Source organism: Geobacillus zalihae, assembly GCF_030414215.1.
Lineage (GTDB): Bacteria > Bacillota > Bacilli > Bacillales > Anoxybacillaceae > Geobacillus > Geobacillus zalihae.
The window spans coordinates 2,986,917-3,008,359 of sequence record NZ_CP129217.1; the positions used below are offsets into that span (position 1 = coordinate 2,986,917).

The 21,443-nt window shown below is 53.7% G+C and carries 22 protein-coding genes; 3 read left to right on the forward strand and 19 right to left on the reverse strand.

Annotated features, from left to right (window positions below; genetic code table 11):
* Positions 1-7 precede the first annotated feature (7 nt).
* Positions 8-904: a lipoyl synthase gene (gene lipA, locus QWV57_RS15130; protein ID WP_015375731.1), complete on the reverse strand. Its 897-nt coding sequence runs from the start codon at positions 902-904 to the stop codon at positions 8-10.
* A gap of 165 nt (positions 905-1,069) precedes the next feature.
* Between lipA and QWV57_RS15135 the strand changes: the two genes are divergently transcribed.
* Positions 1,070-2,059, forward strand: coding sequence for a M23 family metallopeptidase (locus QWV57_RS15135; protein WP_020753760.1), 990 nt, complete (start codon positions 1,070-1,072; stop codon positions 2,057-2,059).
* Positions 2,060-2,307: 248 nt separating this feature from the next.
* Here QWV57_RS15135 and QWV57_RS15140 read toward each other — a convergent pair whose 3' ends face one another.
* The 10 genes from QWV57_RS15140 to QWV57_RS15185 all read right to left on the reverse strand — a co-directional run bounded on the left by QWV57_RS15140 (position 2,308) and on the right by QWV57_RS15185 (position 11,641).
* Positions 2,308-3,015 (reverse strand): ABC transporter ATP-binding protein, encoded by a 708-nt coding sequence (locus QWV57_RS15140; protein ID WP_011232446.1) that lies wholly within the window; start codon positions 3,013-3,015, stop codon positions 2,308-2,310.
* 2 nt (positions 3,016-3,017) lie between these two features.
* Positions 3,018-3,797, reverse strand: a complete 780-nt coding sequence (locus tag QWV57_RS15145) for an ABC transporter ATP-binding protein (RefSeq protein WP_020753763.1) — start codon at positions 3,795-3,797, stop codon at positions 3,018-3,020.
* A complete protein-coding gene (locus tag QWV57_RS15150) occupies positions 3,772-4,746 on the reverse strand; it encodes a branched-chain amino acid ABC transporter permease (RefSeq protein WP_301100051.1) in 975 nt (324 codons plus the stop codon). The genes QWV57_RS15145 and QWV57_RS15150 overlap by 26 nt, the downstream gene beginning before the upstream one ends.
* 16 nt (positions 4,747-4,762) lie before the next feature.
* Complete coding sequence (locus QWV57_RS15155) at positions 4,763-5,641, reverse strand: branched-chain amino acid ABC transporter permease (protein WP_020753765.1); 879 nt, start codon at positions 5,639-5,641, stop codon at positions 4,763-4,765.
* Positions 5,642-5,746: 105 nt separating this feature from the next.
* Positions 5,747-6,940, reverse strand: coding sequence for an ABC transporter substrate-binding protein (locus QWV57_RS15160; RefSeq protein WP_020753766.1), 1,194 nt, complete (start codon positions 6,938-6,940; stop codon positions 5,747-5,749).
* 375 nt (positions 6,941-7,315) lie between these two features.
* A complete protein-coding gene (gene yunB / locus QWV57_RS15165) occupies positions 7,316-8,062 on the reverse strand; it encodes a sporulation protein YunB (protein ID WP_020753768.1) in 747 nt (248 codons plus the stop codon).
* A 52-nt stretch (positions 8,063-8,114) separates the two neighbouring features.
* Complete coding sequence (locus tag QWV57_RS15170) at positions 8,115-8,417, reverse strand: YunC family protein (RefSeq protein WP_301100052.1); 303 nt, start codon at positions 8,415-8,417, stop codon at positions 8,115-8,117.
* A gap of 61 nt (positions 8,418-8,478) precedes the next feature.
* Positions 8,479-9,861, reverse strand: a complete 1,383-nt coding sequence (locus QWV57_RS15175) for a bifunctional metallophosphatase/5'-nucleotidase (protein ID WP_301100053.1) — start codon at positions 9,859-9,861, stop codon at positions 8,479-8,481.
* A gap of 20 nt (positions 9,862-9,881) precedes the next feature.
* Positions 9,882-10,769, reverse strand: coding sequence for a sulfite exporter TauE/SafE family protein (locus QWV57_RS15180; RefSeq protein ID WP_081132913.1), 888 nt, complete (start codon positions 10,767-10,769; stop codon positions 9,882-9,884).
* 23 nt (positions 10,770-10,792) lie between these two features.
* Positions 10,793-11,641: a DUF72 domain-containing protein gene (locus QWV57_RS15185; protein ID WP_301100054.1), complete on the reverse strand. Its 849-nt coding sequence runs from the start codon at positions 11,639-11,641 to the stop codon at positions 10,793-10,795.
* 195 nt (positions 11,642-11,836) lie between these two features.
* Between QWV57_RS15185 and QWV57_RS15190 the strand changes: the two genes are divergently transcribed.
* The gene (locus QWV57_RS15190) at positions 11,837-12,469 is read left to right on the forward strand and encodes a LysE family translocator (protein ID WP_011232456.1); all 633 of its coding nucleotides are present in this window, start codon (positions 11,837-11,839) and stop codon (positions 12,467-12,469) included.
* A 370-nt stretch (positions 12,470-12,839) separates the two neighbouring features.
* Here QWV57_RS15190 and QWV57_RS15195 read toward each other — a convergent pair whose 3' ends face one another.
* The 7 genes from QWV57_RS15195 to QWV57_RS15225 all read right to left on the reverse strand — a co-directional run bounded on the left by QWV57_RS15195 (position 12,840) and on the right by QWV57_RS15225 (position 20,093).
* Positions 12,840-14,171, reverse strand: coding sequence for an IS4 family transposase (locus tag QWV57_RS15195; protein WP_129447597.1), 1,332 nt, complete (start codon positions 14,169-14,171; stop codon positions 12,840-12,842).
* A gap of 138 nt (positions 14,172-14,309) precedes the next feature.
* Positions 14,310-15,707: a Fe-S cluster assembly protein SufB gene (gene sufB, locus QWV57_RS15200; protein WP_011232461.1), complete on the reverse strand. Its 1,398-nt coding sequence runs from the start codon at positions 15,705-15,707 to the stop codon at positions 14,310-14,312.
* Between the two features lie 6 nt (positions 15,708-15,713).
* On the reverse strand, positions 15,714-16,163 hold the full coding sequence (gene sufU, locus QWV57_RS15205) for a Fe-S cluster assembly sulfur transfer protein SufU (RefSeq protein ID WP_013144310.1): 450 nt from the start codon (positions 16,161-16,163) through the stop codon (positions 15,714-15,716).
* Positions 16,153-17,373 carry a cysteine desulfurase gene (locus tag QWV57_RS15210; protein ID WP_081132911.1) on the reverse strand — a complete coding sequence of 407 codons (1,221 nt, stop codon included), beginning with the start codon at positions 17,371-17,373 and terminating at the stop codon, positions 16,153-16,155. The genes sufU and QWV57_RS15210 overlap by 11 nt, the downstream gene beginning before the upstream one ends.
* Complete coding sequence (sufD, locus tag QWV57_RS15215; RefSeq protein WP_301100055.1) at positions 17,370-18,680, reverse strand: Fe-S cluster assembly protein SufD; 1,311 nt, start codon at positions 18,678-18,680, stop codon at positions 17,370-17,372. Before sufD ends, QWV57_RS15210 begins: the two co-directional genes overlap by 4 nt.
* 17 nt (positions 18,681-18,697) lie before the next feature.
* Positions 18,698-19,477 (reverse strand): Fe-S cluster assembly ATPase SufC, encoded by a 780-nt coding sequence (gene sufC, locus QWV57_RS15220; protein WP_033006139.1) that lies wholly within the window; start codon positions 19,475-19,477, stop codon positions 18,698-18,700.
* Positions 19,478-19,730: 253 nt separating this feature from the next.
* The gene (locus tag QWV57_RS15225) at positions 19,731-20,093 is read right to left on the reverse strand and encodes a carboxymuconolactone decarboxylase family protein (protein ID WP_015375747.1); all 363 of its coding nucleotides are present in this window, start codon (positions 20,091-20,093) and stop codon (positions 19,731-19,733) included.
* A 177-nt stretch (positions 20,094-20,270) separates the two neighbouring features.
* Between QWV57_RS15225 and QWV57_RS15230 the strand changes: the two genes are divergently transcribed.
* Positions 20,271-20,462, forward strand: a complete 192-nt coding sequence (locus QWV57_RS15230) for a hypothetical protein (protein ID WP_013524548.1) — start codon at positions 20,271-20,273, stop codon at positions 20,460-20,462.
* Between the two features lie 118 nt (positions 20,463-20,580).
* Here QWV57_RS15230 and QWV57_RS15235 read toward each other — a convergent pair whose 3' ends face one another.
* The gene (locus QWV57_RS15235) at positions 20,581-21,432 is read right to left on the reverse strand and encodes a MetQ/NlpA family ABC transporter substrate-binding protein (protein ID WP_020755860.1); all 852 of its coding nucleotides are present in this window, start codon (positions 21,430-21,432) and stop codon (positions 20,581-20,583) included.
* Positions 21,433-21,443: the final 11 nt, after the last annotated feature.

The window sequence follows — 21,443 nt, forward strand, 5'->3', positions numbered from 1 at the left end:
TTGGATGTTACGCTTTCAACTGCCGCGCTTTCGCCGCCTCGCTCACCTGCTCATCGGCATGGTACGACGAGCGGACGAGCGGCCCCGCTTCACAATGGCTGAACCCTTTGCTCAACGCGATTTCTTTCAGCTCTTGAAACTCATCCGGATGGTAATATTTTACGACCTTCAAATGTTTTTTCGTCGGCTGCAAATACTGGCCGATCGTCAAAATGTCGACATGGTTGGCGCGCAAGTCATCCATCGCTTCCATGATTTCCTCTTTCGTTTCCCCAAGGCCGACCATGATGCTCGATTTCGTCGGAATGTCCGGCTGCAATTCTTTCGCGCGCCGCAAAAACTCAAGCGAACGTTCGTACGTCGCGCGGGCGCGCACCCTTGGAGTCAAGCGGCGCACCGTTTCGATGTTATGGTTTAAAATGTCAGGGCGGGCATCCATCAAAATTTTCAAGTTTTCATACACCCCGCCCATATCCGACGGCAGCACCTCGATCGTCGTAAACGGGTTTTTCCGGCGGATGGCGCGCACTGTTTCGGCGAATACCGCCGCCCCGCCGTCTTTTAGGTCATCGCGGGCGACGGCGGTGACGACGACGTGTTTCAAGTTCATGATGCGCACCGATTCCGCGACGCGTTCCGGCTCCTGCCAATCGAGCTCGGTCGGCAGCCCGGTTTTGACGGCGCAAAAGCGGCAGGCGCGCGTGCAGACGCTGCCTAAAATCATAAACGTCGCCGTCCGCCGTACGGCCCAGCATTCGTGAATGTTTGGGCACTTCGCTTCCTCGCAAACGGTATGTAAACGGTTTTCCCGCATCAGCTTCTTTAAACCGATATAATTCTCGTTCGTGTTCAACTTGATTTTCAACCAGTCCGGCTTGCGGACGTGTTCTTCTTTCGTCGCCATCGTTCTCACTCCACTTGTCATGATTGTTCATTTCTCATTATAATGAAAAGCGCAGGAAAACACAAAAAAATCGTCCATCAGACGATTTTCCTCCTTTTAACATTTATGAAATTCCCGTTTCTCCCCAAACTAAACATATGAAACGGGCGGAAAGGGGGAATACGCGTGCATCGATGGCTTGCCGCCATATCGGCGGCAGCGATGCTGTGGATCGCCGCCGGCGCGGCTTCGGCGGCGGAACAGGAAGAAGCGGTGTATGAAAAGCGAATGGAGCTGTACAAAAAGGCCGAGGCCGTTTCCTTGATCCCGTGGTATTACTTTGCGGCCATTGACCAGTATGAGCGAAACGTCCGGCAAGTGCGCCGCGACTTGCCCAAACCGACCGGCGTTCTCGGCATTTATATGAAGCCGGAAATATGGGCCGGGCCGCTGAACAAAAACCCGCATGATACAGACCCGTTCACCATCTCCCAGTTTGGAGGCCTCGGCGTGGACGGAGACGGCGACGGCTATGCGCGGGCGGATGACGATGACGATGTGATCATGGCCATGGCCCGCTATTTGCAGACGTACGGCATCGATCACCGCCATATCAAAATCGCGCTTTGGAACTATTACCAACGCGCCAAAACCGTCGACTTGATTTTAGGAAAGGCGAGAATTTATAAAAAGTATCAGACGTTGAAATTGGACAACCACGTGTTTCCGCTTCCGCTAGGGGCCAATTACAGCTACCGCGATACATGGGGGGATGCGCGCGGCTGGGGCGGGCGGCGCATTCATGAAGGAACCGACATTTTCGCCGGCTACGGCGTTCCGGTGCGCTCGACGTGCTATGGCATCGTCGAGCTGAAAGGGTGGAACAAATACGGCGGCTGGCGCATCGGCATCCGCGACATCAACAACACGTACCATTACTTTGCCCATTTGAACGGCTTCGCCGCCGATCTTCGCGAGGGGCAAATCGTCGAGCCGGGGACGATCATCGGTTCAGTCGGCAGCTCTGGCTACGGTCCGCCCGGCACGGCGGGGAAATTTCCGCCCCATCTTCACTACGGCATGTACAAAGACAACGGCTATACCGAATGGGCGTTTGACCCGTACCCGCACCTAAAAGCATGGGAGCGGGCCGAGCGGCAACAACGGCGCCGCTAGCCGCGCGGGGGCTGGCGCGACGGGGGTCTCTCCGCCAACGCCAGCCGCCCAAATAAGCGGCATGTTTTTTCAAGAGCAGAGACGTCCCGGACGCCGATGTTTCCCGTCCGTCCATCCCAGCCGGCGTTCGCCGGCCGAAACGGCAATGACGGAAAAAGGCTGATCTCCAAGTTGGAATCAGCCTTTTTTCCACGGCGGCACAACCGTCCGAAACGGCTTTCCGCTGACGTTCTTCCGCCTATCGCTTCTCAATGCCCGCCCAAATACGCCTGCTTCACCTGCTCGCTCGCCTGCAGCTCGCTCGCCGTTCCCGACAAGACGACGCGCCCCGATTCAAGGACATAGGCGCGATGGGCGATGGAGAGCGCCATATGGGCGTTTTGTTCGACAAGCAAAATCGTCGTCCCCGACTCGTTGATTTCCTGAATGATGCGGAAAATCGTTTTGACCAAAAGCGGCGCGAGCCCCATCGACGGTTCGTCAAGCAAGAGCAGCTTCGGGCGCGCCATGAGCGCGCGGCCGATGGCGAGCATTTGCTGCTCGCCGCCCGAAAGCGTGCCGGCCAGCTGCTTGCGCCGCTCCTCAAGGCGCGGGAACAGCTGAAAGACTTTGGCAAAGTCTTGTTGAATGCCTTCTTTGTCTTTGCGCAAAAACGCGCCGAGCTCCAAGTTTTCCTCGACCGTCATATTGGCGAACACGCGCCGCCCTTCCGGCACGTGGGAAATGCCTTGCTTGACGATCGTCTGCGCCGCCTTGCCGGCGATCGAGGCTCCCTCATACACGATGTCGCCGTTTTTCGGCCTAAGCAGCCCGGAAATGGTTTTCAGAAGCGTCGTTTTGCCGGCGCCGTTTGCGCCGATCAGCGTGACGATCTCGCCTTTGTTCACCTCAAGCGATACGCCTTTTAAGGCATGAATGTTGCCGTAAAACACATCGATTCCATCCACTTTCAACATGGTCACGACACCTCCTCGCCAAGGTAAGCCTCGATCACTTTCGGGTTGCTGCGCACTTGTTCCGGCGTGCCTTCGGCGATCAGCTGGCCGTGATCCAACACGTAAATGCGCTCGCATATGCCCATCACAAGCGACATGTCATGCTCAATCAACAAAATCGTCAACGCAAACCGTTCGCGAATGAACGCAATCAACTTCATCAATTCTTTCGTTTCTTGCGGGTTCATGCCGGCGGCCGGCTCATCAAGCAAAAGCACTTTTGGCTGCGCCGCCAGCGCCCGAGCGATCTCAAGCCGGCGCTGCTGGCCGTACGGCAAGTTTTTCGCCTTCTCGTGCATGACGCCGTCAAGCTGAAAAATGTTCAAAAACTCGATCGCCTTTTCTTCCATTTCCTTTTCACCGCGGAAATGGGACGGGAGGCGGAGAATGGAGCTCGCGATCGAATGGCGGGCGTGCGCATGGTAGGCGACTTTCACGTTGTCGAGCACCGACAGCTCGCCGAACAGGCGAATGTTTTGAAACGTCCGGCTGATCCCTTTGCGCGTAATTTTATACGGCGGCAGTCCGTTCAACGTCTCGCCATCAAGCATAATCCGCCCGTCAGTCGGCACATACACGCCCGTCAATAAGTTAAACAGCGTCGTTTTCCCCGCGCCGTTCGGGCCGATGAGCCCGACAAGCTCCCCTTGATGCAGCTCCATCGTCACACCGGAGAGCGCCTTCAGCCCGCCAAACTGGATGCCGACGTTTTCTGCTTTAAGCAACGGTGTTTTTGCCGCCATGATTCATTCCTCCCTGCGCTGCCTTCCGCCATTTGAAGAGCGAAGATAGTTCTTTCGTCCCCATCAACCCGGTTGGACGGTACAGCATCACCAAAATCAAGACGATGCTGTAAATGATCATCCGCGTTTCCGGATAGTTTTGCAAGAACGTCGAAACGATCGTCAGCAACACCGCGGCCACCACCGCGCCGGATAGGCTGCCGAGCCCACCGAGGACGACGAAAATCAAAATGTCGAACGATTTCAGGAAGCCAAAGTTCGATGGCTGAATGATGTAAAAGTGGTGCGCATACAGCGCTCCGGCGATGCCGGCGAAAAACGAACCGATCACAAACGCCGCCACTTTGTAATACGTCGTGTTGATCCCCATGGCATCGGCGGCGATTTCATCTTCGCGGATCGAGATGCACGCCCGTCCGTGCGTCGAGTTCGTGAAGTTGGCGATCACCAAAATCGTGACAAACAGGCAGGCGAACACCCACGGCCATGTCGTCATATGCGTCACCGTCATGCCGCTCGCCCCGCCGACGTAATCGATGTTCAAGAGCGCGATGCGGACAATTTCGCCAAACCCAAGCGTGGCGATCGCCAAGTAATCGCCTTTTAAACGCAGGCTCGGCACGCCGATGACGAGGCCGGCGAGCATCGCCGCGATCCCAGCGGTCAAGACGCCGACCGCAAACGGTAGCTGCAGCTTCATCGTCATGACGGCTGAAGCGTAAGCGCCGACGGCGAAAAAGCCGGCATGTCCAATCGAAAACTGTCCGGTGATGCCGATAATTAAATGAAGGCTGACGGCCAAAATGACATTAATCGCCATAAAAAAGAGGGTATTCACATAAAAGATGTTTAACGTTCCGCTTGCGATCAGCCACTCGACAACAACGAAAAAGGAGAAGGCCAGTATGACGGAAACCCAAAATCCACGCGTCCGCTTCCAAGTTGCCATTGTTCCCTACCATCCTTTACACTTTTTCTCGTACGTTCTTGCCAAACAATCCGGCCGGCCGGAAAATGAGGATGAGAATTAAAATGACAAACGCCACTCCGTCGCGCCAAAGCGAGTAGCCGAGCCCGCTGACGAGCGATTCGATGACGCCAAGCAAAAGCCCCCCGACCATCGCTCCCGGAATGATGCCGATTCCGCCCAACACGGCGGCGACAAACGCTTTTAATCCGGGAAGAATGCCCATCAATGGCTCGATTTTTGTATAATAAATGCCGAAAATAACGCCTGCCGCCCCCGCAAGCGCCGAACCGATGGCGAACGTGGCCGAAATCGTATTGTCGACATTAATCCCCATTAACCGGGCCGCTTCCGCATCATGAGAGACGGCGCGCATCGCTTTCCCGATTTTTGTCCGGTGAACGATGAACTGAAGAAGGACCATCAAAACGAGGGACGTGCCGAGGATGAACAGCGACTGGCTGCTGATGACAACGCCAAACAGCTCCAAGTTCCGATCCGGAAGCAATGTGCTCGGATACGCTTCCGGCTGCGCCCCGCGCAAATAAATCGTGACGTACTCAATCAAGAGCGATACGCCGATCGCCGTAATAAGCACCGCGATGCGCGCCGCATTGCGCAGCGGCTTGTAGGCAATCCGCTCGATGATCATCCCAAGCACGGCGCAAGAGGCCATCGCCAGCAACAGCGCCGGAACAAAGCCGACGTGAAGCATCGTCACAGCGTAAAAACCGACGAATGAACCAATCATAAAGACGTCGCCATGGGCGAAGTTAATGAGCCGGACGATGCCATACACCATCGTATAGCCAAGCGCGATGAGCGCATAAATGCTGCCTAGCGAAATGCCGTTGACCAGCTGTTGAATGAGTTCCATGATCGCACGCTCCTTAACGAAAACTCGTCGTTGACCAAAAGAAATGCCGGATGGGAGGGCGCCCCTTAGGGGCCTCCCCTGTCCACGCATCCATCCAGCCTTTTATTACGGATTCACTTTTGTTTTAAATTGCTGCTGCCCGTCTTTGTATTCCAAAATAATGGCCGATTTGACAGGATTGTGGTTTTGATCGACCGTAAATGTTCCCGTGACAAGCTGCAAATCTTTCGTTTGCGCCAGCGCGTCTTTAATTTTCACCGGATCGGCGCTGCCAGCCCGTTTGATGGCATCCGCCAAGAAGTATGCCGTATCGTAGCCAAGGGCGTTAAAGGCGTCCGGCGCTTTATTGTATTTCGCTTGGAACGCTTTGACAAATTCTTGAATTTTCGGGTCCGGGTCGCCCGACGAATAATGGTTCGTAATGTACGTATTGTTCAACGCGTCTTTGCCGGCAAGCTCAATCAGTTTTGGCGAATCCCAGCCGTCGCCGCCCATGATCGGGACGTTCAACCCAAGCTCGCGCGCTTGTTTGACGATCAAACCGACTTCTTCATAGTAGCCCGGCAAGAATAAAAATTCCGGATTGGCCGATTTAATGCTCGTCAGCGTGGCGCGGAAGTCGGTGTCTTTCGCCACATACGCTTCTTCGGCAACAATTTGGCCGCCGCCGGCTGTAAATGTTTCTTTAAATGACGCCGCCAGCCCTTTCGAGTAATCGCTCGCGCTGTCGATCAAAACAGCCGCCTTTTTTACTTTCAAGTCGTTCAGCGCAAATTTGGCCGCCACCGTTCCCTGGAACGGGTCGATAAAGCACGTCCGGAAGACGAACTCGTTCACTTTGCCATCTTTGACGGTCACCGTTTCGCTCGTCCCAGACGGTGTAATAATCGGAACTTTATTGTCATTGGCAATTTGCACTTGAGCGAGCGTGTTCGTGCTCGTCGCCGACCCGATAATGGCAGCGACTTTATCTTGACTGATCAGCTTGATGGCGCCGTTTGTCGCTTCGGCCGCTTCCGATTTGTTGTCGACTTTCACCAACTCCAACTTTTTGCCGTTGATTCCTTCTTTGTTGATTTCCTCAAACGCCAGCTCTACTCCTTCGGCGATCGACTGTCCATACGAAGCGACCCCGCCGGAGAGCTCAAGGTTGGCGCCGATTTTAATGACATCGCCGCCTCCTCCGCCACCGTTTCCGCCTGAAGAACTGCCGCTTTGTTGGTTGCCGCCGCAGCCGGCCAAAAGACCTGCCGTCAGCATCAATGAGAAAAAGACACCTGCTGTTCTTTTTTTCTTCATTTCTTGTTCCCCCCATTATTCAAAATGTTCTGTCACCGATGTGCGCCTAGCGGCATTCCACGAATCAAGCGCCGTTCCCGTGCGCACGATCATCATGTGTTGAAAGGAGGCCGCTTCCAAAACCGGCCCTTCTTGTTTCCTGTCCCTTTGCCTCGGCTCCCACATCCCCTCTAGACCTTATGTAAATAATAAAACTATTTTCAATTTAATATAATATTACAAAATTTACGTCGGCTCGTCTAGCTCTTTTCTTTTTGAAAACAAAAAAGCTCGTTCGCTCCCCGTCGTGGAGAGCAGGCGAGCCTGGAAAAGGACGCCGGATCGACGCTTTTGTTGTATAACGTTTCCATGTTTCCGGCAAAACCATTTTCTGAACTAGCGCTTCGGAAGCGGAACCGACGGGCCGACTTGACCGCCGTTTTTGTTGTAAAATTGCGGCACTTCTCCCGGAATAAAGCGCATCACAACTGGAATATCTGTTGTCACATTGGAAATTTTCGATGCAAAAGGAATGACGACTTGGATGTCGACCGATACATGAATATCAATTTCAATAAAAAAACTGTTAATATCATACGCTCGAATTTCTTTCGTCACTTCCGAATCGACATTGCCAACGATCTGAAACTGCACCGGAACGCGCGGGCCGAGATTGGCGAGCAGCACGTTGTTCGTCACTTGGCCGAGCGGGATATAGTAAATGATCCCACGGCTGTCTCCTTGGCCGGATTCGACCTCAGGCAGCACCATCCGTTCGATCCGTCCTTCTGTCGCCGCCTTTAAACTCGCCATCACATGGTCATCTATTTCTTCCAAAATGCGGTTGATCGCCTCGGCGTTAAAATCGACGGACACGATTCTCCCGCTGTTGTCTTGCTGGACAGTCACGAGCTCCTGGAATTTCGGATTTTCTTCTTCAAATTGTTTCTCAAGAGCGTTATTGATAATCAAATTGGCGATCCGTTTCGTTTCCGTTTCAGCAATTTCCATCAGCACCGGCTCAATGCCTTTATTCACGATCCAAAGCCCGGCCGCTGTGGAAAACATAAAAAAAACGAATGTCAATAAAAACACGTAGCGGAACGGAAGCGGCCCTCTCCGCACAAATCGGGGGCGCAGCAAAATGAAATCCCTCCTTTACAAGCTATATGTATGCTTGCAAGGAGGGATTTTTTCACCGCATTTTCAACAGCGCCTCTCTTCCTTTCATTCCCCGTTTGATGCCAAGCTCCTCGGCGGCGACTGTCACCGATTCGAGCGGCGCCTCAAGCAGCTGCTCGACCGTGCGCACCCCGACCGCCCGTCCGGCGACAATGCCGCGGTCGCGCAGCTTTTCGTTCAATAACGCCACATCGAGCGCCCCGCACATGATGTACCCTTTTTCACTCGCCACCGCCAGCAAGTTCGTTTTCGGCAGCTGGACGGACACCGCGACAAACGGATGTCCCTCAATGATAATCGGCTTGACTTCCACCATCGCCGCAGTCACTCTCCTTTCCATACTCCAATGTATGAAGCATGGAAAAAGAAGTGCCTGCCTATTGGGCCAATTTCCAGGCGAGAAGATCGCGCAAAAACTCCGGCATATAGTACGTTTTCTCCGCCGCCCGCTGAATTTGCGGGTAAAAATGACCAATGGCAAACATGTCGGTCGTCGCCACGTCATAGGTGCGCTCCGGCTCGAGCGGCTCGCCGTTGATTCGAATGGCGCGGATATGCCAGGCGCCGTCTTCTTCCAGCTCCGTTTCGATCTCGACGCCGTCGTACACCATTTCCCCCATCACTTCGCCGCGGAAGCCAAACCCTTTAAACTGCCAATGCTTCATCCGTTCCGTATTGGCCTCAAGGATAATCTCTTTGAGCTCCGCGCCGCGCAGTTTCACCTTGCACGGGTTGAGCGGATGCGGGCAAATGCGATGCAAATCTTTTTTCGTCACCGGTCCTCTCGCAAGCGGTTCAAGCAGCACCCCGGCGTTCACCATCCCGATGTCCGCCTGGCACCATTCGCGCAGCGCAGACGCAAGCAAACGGGCAAGCGGCGACGGAGCGAACCAGTCAAGCGGCAAGTCATCATGGAGCACAGCGACTTGTTCCGCTTCAAGCCGCGCCAAACTTTTCTGTTCAAGGGAGCGAAGGCGGCACGCCACTTCTTCGGAAAACGGCATCACACCAGCATCCACCACCTTCGCAGACGCCCGCCCAAGACGTCGCCCTTCCACTTCCAGCTTAACGACGCCGACATATTGTCCGTATTTCCCAGCCGCGCAAAGAAGCGCACCGTTTACTTCCTTGCCTTCTGGAAACACATGGTGGGTATGAGCGCCCAACACAATATCCACGCCCGGAATCGTCGCAGCGATTTTTTCATCTTCATTCACCCCAAGATGGGATAAGACAACGACACAATCAGCTTTTCGTTTCACTTCCTCCACCGCTGCGGCCAACAAATCAAACGGTGGGGCAATTTTCCAGCCAAGCAACTCGTAAAAATGGGAAAACGGGGCGGTGGCACCGACTACGCCGATGCGGAACGTCTCTGTCGCCGGGATAACGACATACGGAAGCGCCCAATGCGGCCGCTCGCCGTTGCGGCGGAACAAATTGGCGACCACGACCGGAAACCGAGCCTGTTCGTACAACGTATCCAGTTCATCATGATCAAGGGTGATCCCTTCGTTGTTGCCGATCGTCACCGCATCATAGCCAAGATCGTTCAACAAGTCCACATTCGCCTTCCCCCGCGTCGCCTCGGTAATCGGGTGCACGCGATCGAGAAAATCGCCGACATCAAACAAAAGCATCGCCTCGTTGCGCGCGCGATGCTCCCTTCTCCGTTCTGACAAAAAGCGGGCGATTTGCGGCCAATGTTCAAAATGGCTGTGCACGTCGTTCGTATGGTAAATATAAATAGTTTGCTTCAAAACGCGCGCCCCTCCTTCCATTACGCCAAACTTCCCCATACAAGCCGGGCCCCGAGCAGCACAAGCACTAGCCGCAGCACGACGACAAGCGTCCGGCTTGGCATCCGCTTATTGATCCACGCTCCGGTTTTCGCCCCGATCCACACCCCAGGAATGAGGGCCAGGGCAAACGACCATTGCACGTTTCCCATCGCGACATGGGTGAGAGAGCCGACGAGCGAGGACAAAAAAATCATCAACATCGACGTGGCGACCGCCACATGGGGCGGAAAGCGAAACAGCACGATCATCGCCGGCACCATGAGCGAGCCGCCGCCAATGCCAAACAGCCCGCCGAAAAAGCCGACGACAAACGCGATGGCGACCGCCATGAGCGGCTGATAGCCGTATGTGAATACCTCACCGTTTCGGTCCGTGTACGTTCGCACAACACGCCGTCGCCACCATGGCGCCGGCCGCGCCTGCTCCGCCGCCGTTCGTTCGGCCCCGTTTTCTTTCGTCGCCGCCGTCTCGTCAGCCGAACGCTTCGTTTTCTTTTGACTCAGCGACAAAAAAACCGACATGGCGATTAAAAACAGCCCAAAATACAATGAAAAATGAGCGGCGCTCAGCGTATTGTTCACCCAAGCGCCGATGACCGCCCCGGGAACGCTGCCGATGCAAAACAGCAAACCGCTTGGATAGTCGACCATTTTGTCTTTCATATACGACAATGTGGACGATAAGCCGTTGAAAATAATGACGACAAGCGACGTGCCGACCGCCACTTGCGGCGTCACCGCCGACAGCCAGCCGAGCGCGCCGAAAAACAGAAGCGCCGGCACGATGATCACCCCGCCGCCAAGGCCGGCCAAGCTGCCCACCGTCCCCGCGATAAAGCCGATCAAGACAAGCAACGCATACGCCATCCTCCATCCCCCTCTTTCTCGCTTCAAAACAAACCAAGCTGCCGCGGCGCAAGGCCCGTGTACTCAATGCCAAGCAAATCGATCAATTGTTTGGCGTTGTCGGCGGCATCGCCGCCGGAGTTGTTGTTAAACAGCACGTAAATCTGTTTCGTTTTTTGTTTTAATGCCTCTATATGGCGCGCCCACTCGCGCAGCTCGCGCTCGTTATATCGATACAAGTAGCGGACCGCCCGCCAGTTCTCGCCGGCCGTCGCCTTGTTCCAGCCGTGGACATTCCGTCCGTGCAGGCGGATGAGCGTCTTTTCCCGGTCGGTCGGATGCAACACCGTCGGCACCGACCCTTCCCTCGCCTGCGGCTCGTCGCAAATTGTGTGAATCCACCCTTCCTCTTCCATAAAGTGAAGCGTTTTTTCATAAAAGCGCGGCGAAAACCACGATTGGTGCCGAAATTCGAGCGCCGCCGGCACCTCCCCCATCCGCGCTTTCACCCAGCGCAAGTACTCCACATGCTCGCGCCGGCAGTCAAACCACGGCGGAAACTGAAACAGCACCATCGCCAGCTTCCCCGCTTCCTGAAACGGCGCGATCGAGTCCAAAAACGCGGCAAACATCGCTTCCTTGCTTTCATACGGAATCGGGCCGCGCTCATGCCCAGTCATCCCTTGGTACGCCTTCACAATAAACTGAAACGACGGTGGCGTCTCGCGAATCCACTTTTCCACGTTCGAACGCGGCTGAATAGCGTAAAAGTACGAATCGACCTCGACTGTCGGAAAATGAGCCGCGTATTCCAGCAGCTTGTCTTTTGCCGCAAGACCTGGCGGGTACAAGCTGTCATGATCCCCCCAACCAGTCAGTCCGATGTAAATCATCATGATCACCAATTCGTTCGATTTCCAGCTATCTTCACTATACCATAAGCGCGGGCGGCGCGAAATAAAAATGACCGCCGCACCATCAAGGGCAATGGCAGTTCATAGATTCATAACATCCATAATTTACAATCGAGGAACGATTGCGATACAATGATACCCATCGAAACATTCTGACAATGGGAGGGCTGTCCAATGATCCATCTGTACCCGTTTCTTCTCTTATCGATATTTTTGATTGTGCTGCCCGGCCCCGACACAGCGGTGGTGACCAAAAACACCATTTCCGCAGGGAAGATCGGCGGCTTGAAAACCGCACTAGGGGTTTGCTGCGCCTTGTTTCTCCACACCGCCGCGGCGTCGCTCGGGCTTTCCGCCGTCATTATGCAATCGGCCTTGCTGTTTTCGATCCTGAAGTATGTGGGTGCTGTGTACTTAACGTATTTAGGCGTTAAGGCATTATATGGGGTCATGAAAAAAGGCGAAGCCCCCAGTGTGGAAACGGACATCAGAGGAGGAGGAGAACATACCGCCTGCTTCAAGCAAGGGTTTCTGACCGATTTCTTAAATCCGAAAGTGGCGGCCTTTTTCTTAACCTTTTTGCCGCAATTCGTAGCACCGGGCTCGCACTCCTTTGTTCCGTTTCTCCTGATGGGGGCGGCTTATACGGCGATGACCGCGATATGGTTTTTGTTTTACATTTCCTTCATCCATTATATCAGCGATTTCATGAAGCGGCCGAAAACGAAGAAATGGATCGAAGGCATCACGGGCACGGTGATGATCGGGTTCGGCATCAAATTGGCGCTTGAAAAAGTCCAGAGCTAAACAGGAAGACCGGGCGCGGCTGAACAGAGCCGCCTGGCATGTGAAATGAAAGACAGGGGAGCGCCCAAAAAAGAGCGCTCCCCTAAAAACATGCTCCCATGAGGGAGGAAATGGCCTGCAGGGCGGCCTTGACGCTTCCAGAGACCACCGGAGAGAATAAGCGCCGGCCGCTCCCTTGTTTTGCCCTGCGTCGATCATGTGGGCGTTTTGTGGGGGAAGCACCCCATACCCGTCAAGTTAGCGGTATAAAATTTTTAAGACGATACTCGTGTTCATCCCCGCAGTGAATGATGTGGATCACATCCATTATTGGGCATACCAAATACCCCTCCAGAAGAGGGGTATTTGGTATTTATATCCATATCTAATTCTACCATATCTCTAATTTCGTTAAGATATCTGATGCCGTTTCTTCCCCTTTCCTTCGACCTTTCTTGGCATGTTTTCGCAACAGGGAAAGGAGAGAGAAAAGGTTGATTTCCGCCATATGCGAACGCAAAAGCAACTGGTGCCAATACGATTGGAGAAGATCGAGCGCTTTCCGTTCACTGATTTCAATGTCTTCCTTTTGATGCCAATACATCCGAGCTTGAAACAGAAACGTCTGGGTGACCAAAATGGCAATCAACGTCCCGTATAAATGGCATTCGAAACGTTCTTTTTTCATCTCCTTGACTTTCTCCAAATCAAATACGGATTTCCAGGCTTTAAACAACAATTCAATTTGCCAGCGCAGGGAATAGAGCTCATAAACCTGTTGACCATCAAACGACTCTTGTGGTAAATTCGTCAGTAAGATGTGGTATTTCTTTTGTTCGAGGGTTTGGCGTGCCAGCGCCTTCCCTTTTCTTTTTTCCTTTTTCCGCACATACGCCATCCGTTTTTGCCATTCTTCCGCCGTCAGACGGCGGAAAACCAACCGTGGAACATACAAGCGTTCATGTCCGATGTATACATGTTCCATTTCCACTGATTCCCCTTCCTCTAATTGATTCCCAAGGGATTCCCAATCCCATTCCTTCCACTGGCCATTCTCCTTGATATACACTTTCATATCGGAACGGAGCCGAGTAATATAATACGCTCCGCGGGCGTCGATCTCGGCCAGTGCGGCAACGGAGAAAAAGCCCAAATCCCGAATACATAGGTCATTCGGTAAAATCGTATGCTGGGCATGATAGGCAAAACGAGCGTCCGAGTCATTGGCCGATTGAACGCATAGCTGAAGGCAGGCGCCGGATAACAAGTCATATTCAAACTGAATTTTCACCCCCGACGAAACGGAACCTCGATAGTCTTCCCCATAGTCAGCGGGAACCAAAAAGCTGGTTGAGTCCAAAATCCGCAGGCGGGTAAAACAAGTTCGATAGGTCTCCATGGCTGACAAAAGCAATGGACGTTGATGCAGGAGGAGAAGGAAAAACACTTCTCGCAAAAATGCCACGGCCCGATCGGTAAAACGCTGATTCAAGCCTTCGCTTGAAAGGGAACAGCCATGCCAGAGCGTCAAGGCCGCACACAACCGCTGAAGCGACTGTTTGGCCAGTGAGCCATCTCCCCATGCACAGAGAGTCAGAAAGGCTTCCGCCGTTAACGAACGCTGCCGCCGGATAAAGCCTGTTTTCCGTGCGAGACGGGTTAATTCTTCGGGAGAAAAGAGTTGACGAATGGTTTGAACCCATGCTTTCATTTGTTTTTCCATGAAAAAAATCCTTTCTAACGTGGAGTGTTCGTTAGAAAGGATACCATGTTTTTGACGATGCACAAAGACCAAAATTCTTAACTTGATGGGTATGGGGAAGCACCCCCAAGCGAACGCTCCACCCTTGATTCATCAAGCTTACCCAATGCTTCCTTCCATCTCGAATTTGATCAAGCGGTTCATCTCGACCGCGTATTCCATCGGCAGCTCCCGCGTGAACGGCTCGATGAAGCCCATGACGATCATTTCCGTCGCTTCCTGCTCGGAAATGCCGCGGCTCATCAAGTAGAACAGCTGCTCTTCCGACACTTTCGACACTTTCGCTTCGTGTTCAAGCGACACGTTGTCGTTTAAAATTTCGTTGTACGGAATCGTATCCGATGTCGACTGGTTGTCGAGAATGAGCGTATCGCATTCGATGTTCGAGCGCGAGCCGGACGCTTTGCGGCCGAAATGGACCATGCCGCGATACGTCACCTTGCCGCCTTGTTTCGAGATCGACTTCGAGACGATCGTCGACGACGTATTCGGCGCCAGATGAATCATTTTCGCCCCGGCGTCTTGGTGCTGCCCTTTGCCGGCGATGGCAATCGACAGTGTCAAGCCGCGCGCCCCTTCGCCTTTTAAGATGACGGCCGGGTATTTCATCGTCAGCTTCGAGCCGATGTTGCCGTCAATCCATTCCATCGTCGCGTTTTCTTCGCAGACGGCGCGCTTCGTCACCAAGTTGAAGACGTTGTTCGCCCAGTTTTGGATCGTCGTGTAGCGGCAGTACGCGCCTTTTTTGACGATGATCTCAACAACCGCGCTATGGAGCGAGTTCGTCGTGTAAATCGGCGCCGTGCAGCCCTCGACGTAATGGACGTGCGCCCCTTCGTCCACGATGATGAGCGTCCGTTCAAACTGCCCCATGTTTTCCGAGTTGATGCGGAAGTACGCCTGAAGCGGCGTATCGACTTTGACGCCTTTCGGGACGTAGATGAACGAACCGCCCGACCAGACGGCCGAGTTCAAGGCCGCAAATTTGTTGTCCGTCGGCGGCACGACTTTGGCGAAATACTCGCGGAACAAGTCTTCGTTTTCCTTCAGCGCCGAGTCGGTGTCTTTAAAGATGACACCGAGTTTTTCGAGGTCTTCTTTCATGTTGTGGTAGACGACCTCGGATTCATATTGCGCCGAGACGCCGGCCAAATATTTTTGTTCCGCCTCTGGAATCCCTAATTTATCGAACGTCGCTTTAATTTCCGCCGGCACTTCATCCCATGAGCGGCCCGATTTTTCCGTCGGTTTGACGTAGTACGTAATTTCATCGAAATCGAGGCTTGACAAGTCGCCGCCCCATTGCGGCATCGGTTTGCTGTAGAAGATGTCGAGCGCTTTTAAGCGGAACTCGAGCATCCATTGCGGCTCGTTTTTCATCCGCGAAATTTCTTCGACGACTTCACGCGTCAGGCCGCGCTGGGCGCGGAAGACGGAGACGTCCTTGTCGACGAAGCCGTACTTGTATTCACCGATTTCCGGTGCTTTTTTCGCCATCTCGGTTCACCTTCCTTCATGTTCATGATTGTGCAGCCCTTTTTCGAGCGCTTTCCACGCGAGCGTCGCGCATTTGATGCGGGCCGGAAACTTGGAAACGCCTTGGAGCGCTTCGATGTCGCCAAGGTCGACGGAATCGTCGTACTCTTTCCCTTGGATCATGTCGGAAAAAATGTGGGCGAGCCGAAGCGCTTCTTCCACCGTTTTCCCTTTGATCGCCTGCGTCATCATCGACGCCGACGACATCGAAATCGAACAGCCTTCCCCTTCAAATTTGACGTCGGCGACTTTTCCGTCTTCAACTTTCATCGTCAAGTGGATGCGGTCGCCGCACGTCGGGTTGTTCATGTTGACATCGACGTTCGTGCCCTCAAGCACCCCGCGGTTGCGCGGGTTTTTATAATGATCCATAATGACTTGGCGGTAAAGCTGGTCCAACGGATGGTTAGAAGACATGGCTGAAGTACTCCTTCGCTTTCTGTAATGCGGCGATGAACCGGTCGATTTCCTCTTTCGTATTGTAAAGGTAAAAGCTCGCCCGGGCGGTCGCCGTCACGCCGAGCCATTTCATGAGCGGCTGGGCGCAATGGTGGCCGGCGCGGATGGCGACCCCTTCTGCGTCCAAAACGGTCGCCACATCGTGCGGATGCACCCCTTCGATGTTAAACGTCACAAGCCCCGCCCGTTCTTTCGGGCCATAGACGGTGACGCCGTCGATGCCAGCCAGCCGTTCGAGTGCGTATTGCGCCAGCTCGTGCTCATGGGCGGCGATGGCGTCCAAGCCGACTTGTTCAAGGAAATCGATCGCCGCCCCAAGGCCAATCGCCCCGGCGATGATCGGCGTGCCGCCTTCAAACTTCCACGGCAACTCTTTCCACGTCGAGTCGTACAGCTCGACAAAATCGATCATTTCGCCGCCGAACTCGACCGGCTCCATCTGCTCAAGCCATTTCTTTTTGCCATATAATACGCCGATTCCCGTCGGCCCGCACATTTTATGGCCGGAAAGGGCGAGAAAATCGCAATCAAGTTCTTGGACATCGACCTTCATATGCGGAGCGCTTTGCGCCGCATCGACGACGACGACCGCGCCGCGCTCATGGGCGATGCGGGCGATCTCCCGCACCGGGTTGATCGTCCCAAGCACGTTCGATACATGAGCAATGGCGACAATCTTCGCTGCTTCGGTGACGGTCGCCTCGACATCGCGCAGATCGATCGTGCCGTCTTCCTGCATTGGAATGTATTTTAACGTCGCCCCCGTTTGCTTCGCCAGCTGCTGCCATGGGATTAAGTTGCTGTGATGCTCCATGTACGTGATGACGATCTCATCGCCTTCTTTGACGTTGGCGCGCCCGTAGCTGGAGGCGACCAAATTAAGCGATGCCGTCGTGCCGCGCGTAAAGATGATTTCCTGCGCCGATTGGGCGTTTAAAAACCGCCGCACTTTTTCGCGCGCGCCTTCGTACGCATCGGTCGCCTTCGTCCCGAGCGTATGGACGCCGCGGTGGACGTTCGAGTTGTACTCGCGGTAATAGCGGTCAAGCGCCTCAATCACCGGCAGCGGCTTTTGCGATGTCGCCGCGCTGTCGAAATAAACGAGCGGATGGCCGTTGACATCCTGATGCAAAATTGGAAACAACGTGCGAATTTCGTTCACATTCATGATTGAACTTTCCTTTCAATCACTTCAATTAATTGGTTTTTCACGCCTTCAATTGGAATCGCCTCGACGACCGGCGCCAAAAAGCCGTGGATGATGAGCCGTTCTGCGTCGCGTCTCGGAATGCCGCGGCTCATTAAGTAATACAATTGGATCGGATCGACGCGTCCCACCGATGCCGCGTGGCCCGCCATGACGTCGTCTTCATCAATGAGCAAAATCGGGTTCGCATCGCCGCGCGCTTTTTCGCTCAACATCAAGACGCGCGACTCCTGCTCGGCGTTCGATTTTGACGCGCCGTGCTCAATTTTGCCGATGCCGTTGAAAATCGAGGTCGCGCTGTCGCGGACGACGCCGTGTTTTAAAATGTGGCCTTCTGTATGCTTTCCGTAATGAATGACGCTCGTTGTAAAGTTTTGCACTTGCTCGCCGCGGCTGACCGCGACCGTTTTCGTATCGCCGAACGAGCCGTCGCCGACAAGGCGGGTGATGTTCTCGGAGACCGTGTTGCCGTCATTCATCAGCCCGAGCGCCCATTCGATCCGTCCGTCGCGCCCGGCGATGCCGCGCCGATTGACATACGTCGTTGTGCCTTTTGCCAAATGGTCGACGGCGGCGAAAAAGACGCTTGCGTTCGCTTGGGCAAACACCTCGGCGACCACATTGACGACCGCTTTTCCTTCTCGGCTTGCCGATATATAGTTTTCGACAAACACGACGCGGCTGTTGTCTTCTGCGACGACAATGACATGGTTGAATAGGGCGATATCGTCTTCGTCTTGAATATAGACCGCCTGAAGCGGCGTTTCAATCTCCACGTTTTTCGGGACATAGACAAACACGCCGCCGTTGAGCAGCGCCGCATGGAGCGCGGCAAGGCGGTGCTCATCCGGCTTGACCGCCGTCATCAAATAGTTTTTCAGCAAGTCGCCATGCTCGCGCGCTGCTGTGAAGATGTCGGTGAAAATGACGCCTTTTTCTTTTAATTCATCGGACAGCGACACGTACGCCGGCGTATGGTTGCGCTGCACGTACAAGTTTTTCGTTCCTTCGCCCGCCTCGATGAGCGCCTTGACCGCTTCCGGCAAATCGTCAAGACCATGATACGGCGCGCTGTCGACCGTGTGGCGGGCGAACTCGGTGAAATTCCATTTGTCGATTTTCGTTTTCTCCGGTTTCGGAAGCGGCAGCCGCTCCGCCAGCCGAAGCGCCTCAAGGCGCCGCTCGGTCAGCCAGTCCGGCTCGCCGCGCCCGCTTGAGAACGTGCGGATGTAGGTTTCATCGAATGGGATTTTCGTTTCTGTCGCCATAATCCTCCTCCTAACGCTTACGCTTCTTGTCCGACCGTTTCGTCTTCAATGCCAAGCTCTTTTTTGATCCAGTCGTACCCTTCCGCCTCAAGCCGCTGCGCCAGTTCCGGACCGCCGGATTTGACGATGCGCCCTTGCATCATGACGTGCACGTAATCCGGCGTGATGTAGTTCAATAACCGTTGGTAGTGAGTGATGATCAAACAGCCGAATTCGCTGCTGCGCATTTCGTTGACGCCTTTGGCGACGATTTTGAGCGCGTCGATATCGAGGCCGGAGTCGATCTCGTCCAAAATGGCGATTTTCGGCTCAAGCATCATCAGCTGCAAAATTTCGTTCCGCTTTTTCTCCCCGCCCGAAAATCCTTCGTTTAAGTAGCGGTGCGCCATATCCGGGTTCATTTCGAGAAATGCCATTTTTTCATCGAGCTTGCGGATGAATTTCATGAGCGAAATTTCATTACCTTCGCCAAGCCGGGCGTTGATCGCAGCGCGCAAAAAGTCGGCGTTCGTCACCCCGCTGATTTCGCTCGGGTATTGCATCGCCAAAAACAGGCCGGCGCGCGCTCGCTCGTCGACTTCCATCTCAAGGACGTTTTGGCCGTCGAGCGTCACCGATCCTTCCGTCACTTCATATTTCGGGTGCCCCATAATGGCCGAAGCCAGCGTCGATTTTCCCGTCCCGTTCGGACCCATAATAGCGTGGATTTCCCCGCCTTTGATTTCCAAGTCAACCCCTTTTAAAATCTCTTTCCCTTCCACCGCAACGTGGAGATTTTGAATCGTCAACACTGCCATGCAGCATACCTCCAATTTCTGCTTGAAAATAGTCATCGCTCGCTGTTGACCCAGCGGACGCTCATTCTCATTTTATTCTCATTACAATCTTATAACAAATGAAAAATATGCGCAACTATTCCGCCCCCTTTTTCACTATGTAGACGCAACTAAACGGAGAAAAACAGGAAAAAGGGACAGCGCTTTTTATATTTTACACGAAAACGGGCTGTTTGTACGAGCTTTTGCAAAAAAAAGACCCCGTTGCCGGAGTCTAATGGGCTGTCCGCAGCTCGCGGAGGCATTCCTGCACGAGCGTCACCGCCTGGCTCATCGCCGCCCCGCCGCCAAACGCGGCCGCCACCGCGCATACTTCCAAAATTTCCCGTTCCGACGCTCCTTCGTCAAGGCATCCTTTCGTATGGTAAATCGTGCAATACTCGTCTTGCGCCGCCAAGCTGATGCCGAGGGCAATCAATTGTTTTTCTTTTTTTGACAGCGCTCCCTCGGCAAAGCACGCTTCCGTAAACGCGTTAAACCGCTCGGCCACATTCGGAAGTTTTTTGGTGAACGCCCCAATTCCCTCTTTGTAGCGATGAAGCGCGGATTCGACCGATGCATGTGTTTCGTTGTTCATGATCGTTGTCCTCCTTATTTTGCTTATCCGCTGTTAGTATGGATGAAGGAAAACGATATTAAACAACGAATGGTATTAAAAGCTTGTGGAAACACCACCGTTTCGCCAACATCGACGGAATGTCATGATGAAAACGAACGGTTCTGTTCCACTTCCATCATCATAGGAAAGGGGGGAATGCCATTGATTCGTTGGGTTGTCTTTGCCTTAACCGCCGCTTTCGCTTCGTTTTTGGCGTGGATCATCATCGGCAACACCCTCGGTGAACAAGGAGACGGCGCCTTCAGCTTAACGGCGGTGATCGTCCTGCAAAACTGCGTCATCATCGTTATGCTCGCCGCCGTACTGGCGCGTTTGAACGGCCGATGAAGCAGGTCGGCCGCGGCGCCCTCGGATTCAGAATCGTTTTAACCTTTGCCGCTTTCGTTTCGTTTAAGGGGAGCGGCTTTTTGGAGACAAAAAAAGAAACGGAAGCGAAATGCTCCCGTTATTGGTTGTTTTCCGCCGCTGGAATGACGGCGCCGTGGTATTTTTCTTTGATGAAATCTTGAATTTCTTTCGATTGCAGCACTTCGACAAGCGTTTTGATTTCTTTTCGGTTTTCATCGCCTTTGCGCACCGCCACAATGTTCACATACGGATTGTTTTTCGGCGACTCCACGGCGATCGGGTCTTTCGCCGGGTCCAAACCGGCGTCAAGCGCATAGTTGGCGTTGATCAAAACCGCATCGCCTTCGCCGTTTTTGTAAATTTGCGGCAGAAGTCCAGCATCGACGTCCGCTTTAAATTTCAAATGTTTCGGGTTTTCGACGATGTCGTTGACCGTCGCTTTCGTTTTATCGATGCCCGGTTTCAGCTTAATGAGCCCCTTTTCTTGCAGCATCGATAAAATGCGGCCATGGTCGGCGACCGAGTTGCTCATGATGATCGTCGCGCCGTCCGGCAGTTCTTCAATGCTTTTGTATTTTTTCGAGTATAAGCCGATCGGCTCGATATGAATGCCGCCGGCGTTGACGAAATCATAGCCGTACTCTTTCTTTTGCGATTCCAAATACGGAATGTGTTGGAAATAGTTGGCGTCGATTTGCTTCTCCGCCAGCGCTTTGTTCGGCAAGATGTAATCTTGGAACGTAATGATCTCCAAGTCGATGCCTTTTTTCTTCAAAATCGGTTTCGCTTTTTCCAAAATTTCCGCATGCGGCACGTTCGACGCACCGACTTTCAACTTCACCAATTTGCCGTCTTTGCCGCCTTCCGCGTTGTCGTGATTGTTGCTTCCGCATGCTGCCAAGGCGAAGACGAGAGCGGCGGCAAGGAGCGCACCAAGCCATTTTTTCATCGACTTCTTCC

Coding starts and splice junctions, on each gene's coding strand:
- lipA (WP_015375731.1), bottom strand. CDS start 904: ATGGCGACGAAAGAAGAACACGTCCGCAAGCCGGACTGGTTGAAAATC.
- QWV57_RS15140 (WP_011232446.1), bottom strand. CDS start 3,015: ATGTTGAAAGTGGATGGAATCGATGTGTTTTACGGCAACATTCATGCC.
- QWV57_RS15145 (WP_020753763.1), bottom strand. CDS start 3,797: ATGGCGGCAAAAACACCGTTGCTTAAAGCAGAAAACGTCGGCATCCAG.
- QWV57_RS15150 (WP_301100051.1), bottom strand. CDS start 4,746: ATGGCAACTTGGAAGCGGACGCGTGGATTTTGGGTTTCCGTCATACTG.
- QWV57_RS15155 (WP_020753765.1), bottom strand. CDS start 5,641: ATGGAACTCATTCAACAGCTGGTCAACGGCATTTCGCTAGGCAGCATT.
- QWV57_RS15160 (WP_020753766.1), bottom strand. CDS start 6,940: ATGAAGAAAAAAAGAACAGCAGGTGTCTTTTTCTCATTGATGCTGACG.
- QWV57_RS15170 (WP_301100052.1), bottom strand. CDS start 8,417: ATGGTGGAAGTCAAGCCGATTATCATTGAGGGACATCCGTTTGTCGCG.
- QWV57_RS15180 (WP_081132913.1), bottom strand. CDS start 10,769: ATGGCGTATGCGTTGCTTGTCTTGATCGGCTTTATCGCGGGGACGGTG.
- QWV57_RS15185 (WP_301100054.1), bottom strand. CDS start 11,641: ATGATTTACATCGGACTGACTGGTTGGGGGGATCATGACAGCTTGTAC.
- QWV57_RS15190 (WP_011232456.1), top strand. CDS start 11,837: ATGATCCATCTGTACCCGTTTCTTCTCTTATCGATATTTTTGATTGTG.
- QWV57_RS15195 (WP_129447597.1), bottom strand. CDS start 14,171: ATGGAAAAACAAATGAAAGCATGGGTTCAAACCATTCGTCAACTCTTT.
- sufB (WP_011232461.1), bottom strand. CDS start 15,707: ATGGCGAAAAAAGCACCGGAAATCGGTGAATACAAGTACGGCTTCGTC.
- sufU (WP_013144310.1), bottom strand. CDS start 16,163: ATGTCTTCTAACCATCCGTTGGACCAGCTTTACCGCCAAGTCATTATG.
- QWV57_RS15210 (WP_081132911.1), bottom strand. CDS start 17,373: ATGAATGTGAACGAAATTCGCACGTTGTTTCCAATTTTGCATCAGGAT.
- sufD (WP_301100055.1), bottom strand. CDS start 18,680: ATGGCGACAGAAACGAAAATCCCATTCGATGAAACCTACATCCGCACG.
- sufC (WP_033006139.1), bottom strand. CDS start 19,477: ATGGCAGTGTTGACGATTCAAAATCTCCACGTTGCGGTGGAAGGGAAA.
- QWV57_RS15225 (WP_015375747.1), bottom strand. CDS start 20,093: ATGAACAACGAAACACATGCATCGGTCGAATCCGCGCTTCATCGCTAC.
- QWV57_RS15230 (WP_013524548.1), top strand. CDS start 20,271: ATGCCATTGATTCGTTGGGTTGTCTTTGCCTTAACCGCCGCTTTCGCT.
- QWV57_RS15235 (WP_020755860.1), bottom strand. CDS start 21,432: ATGAAAAAATGGCTTGGTGCGCTCCTTGCCGCCGCTCTCGTCTTCGCC.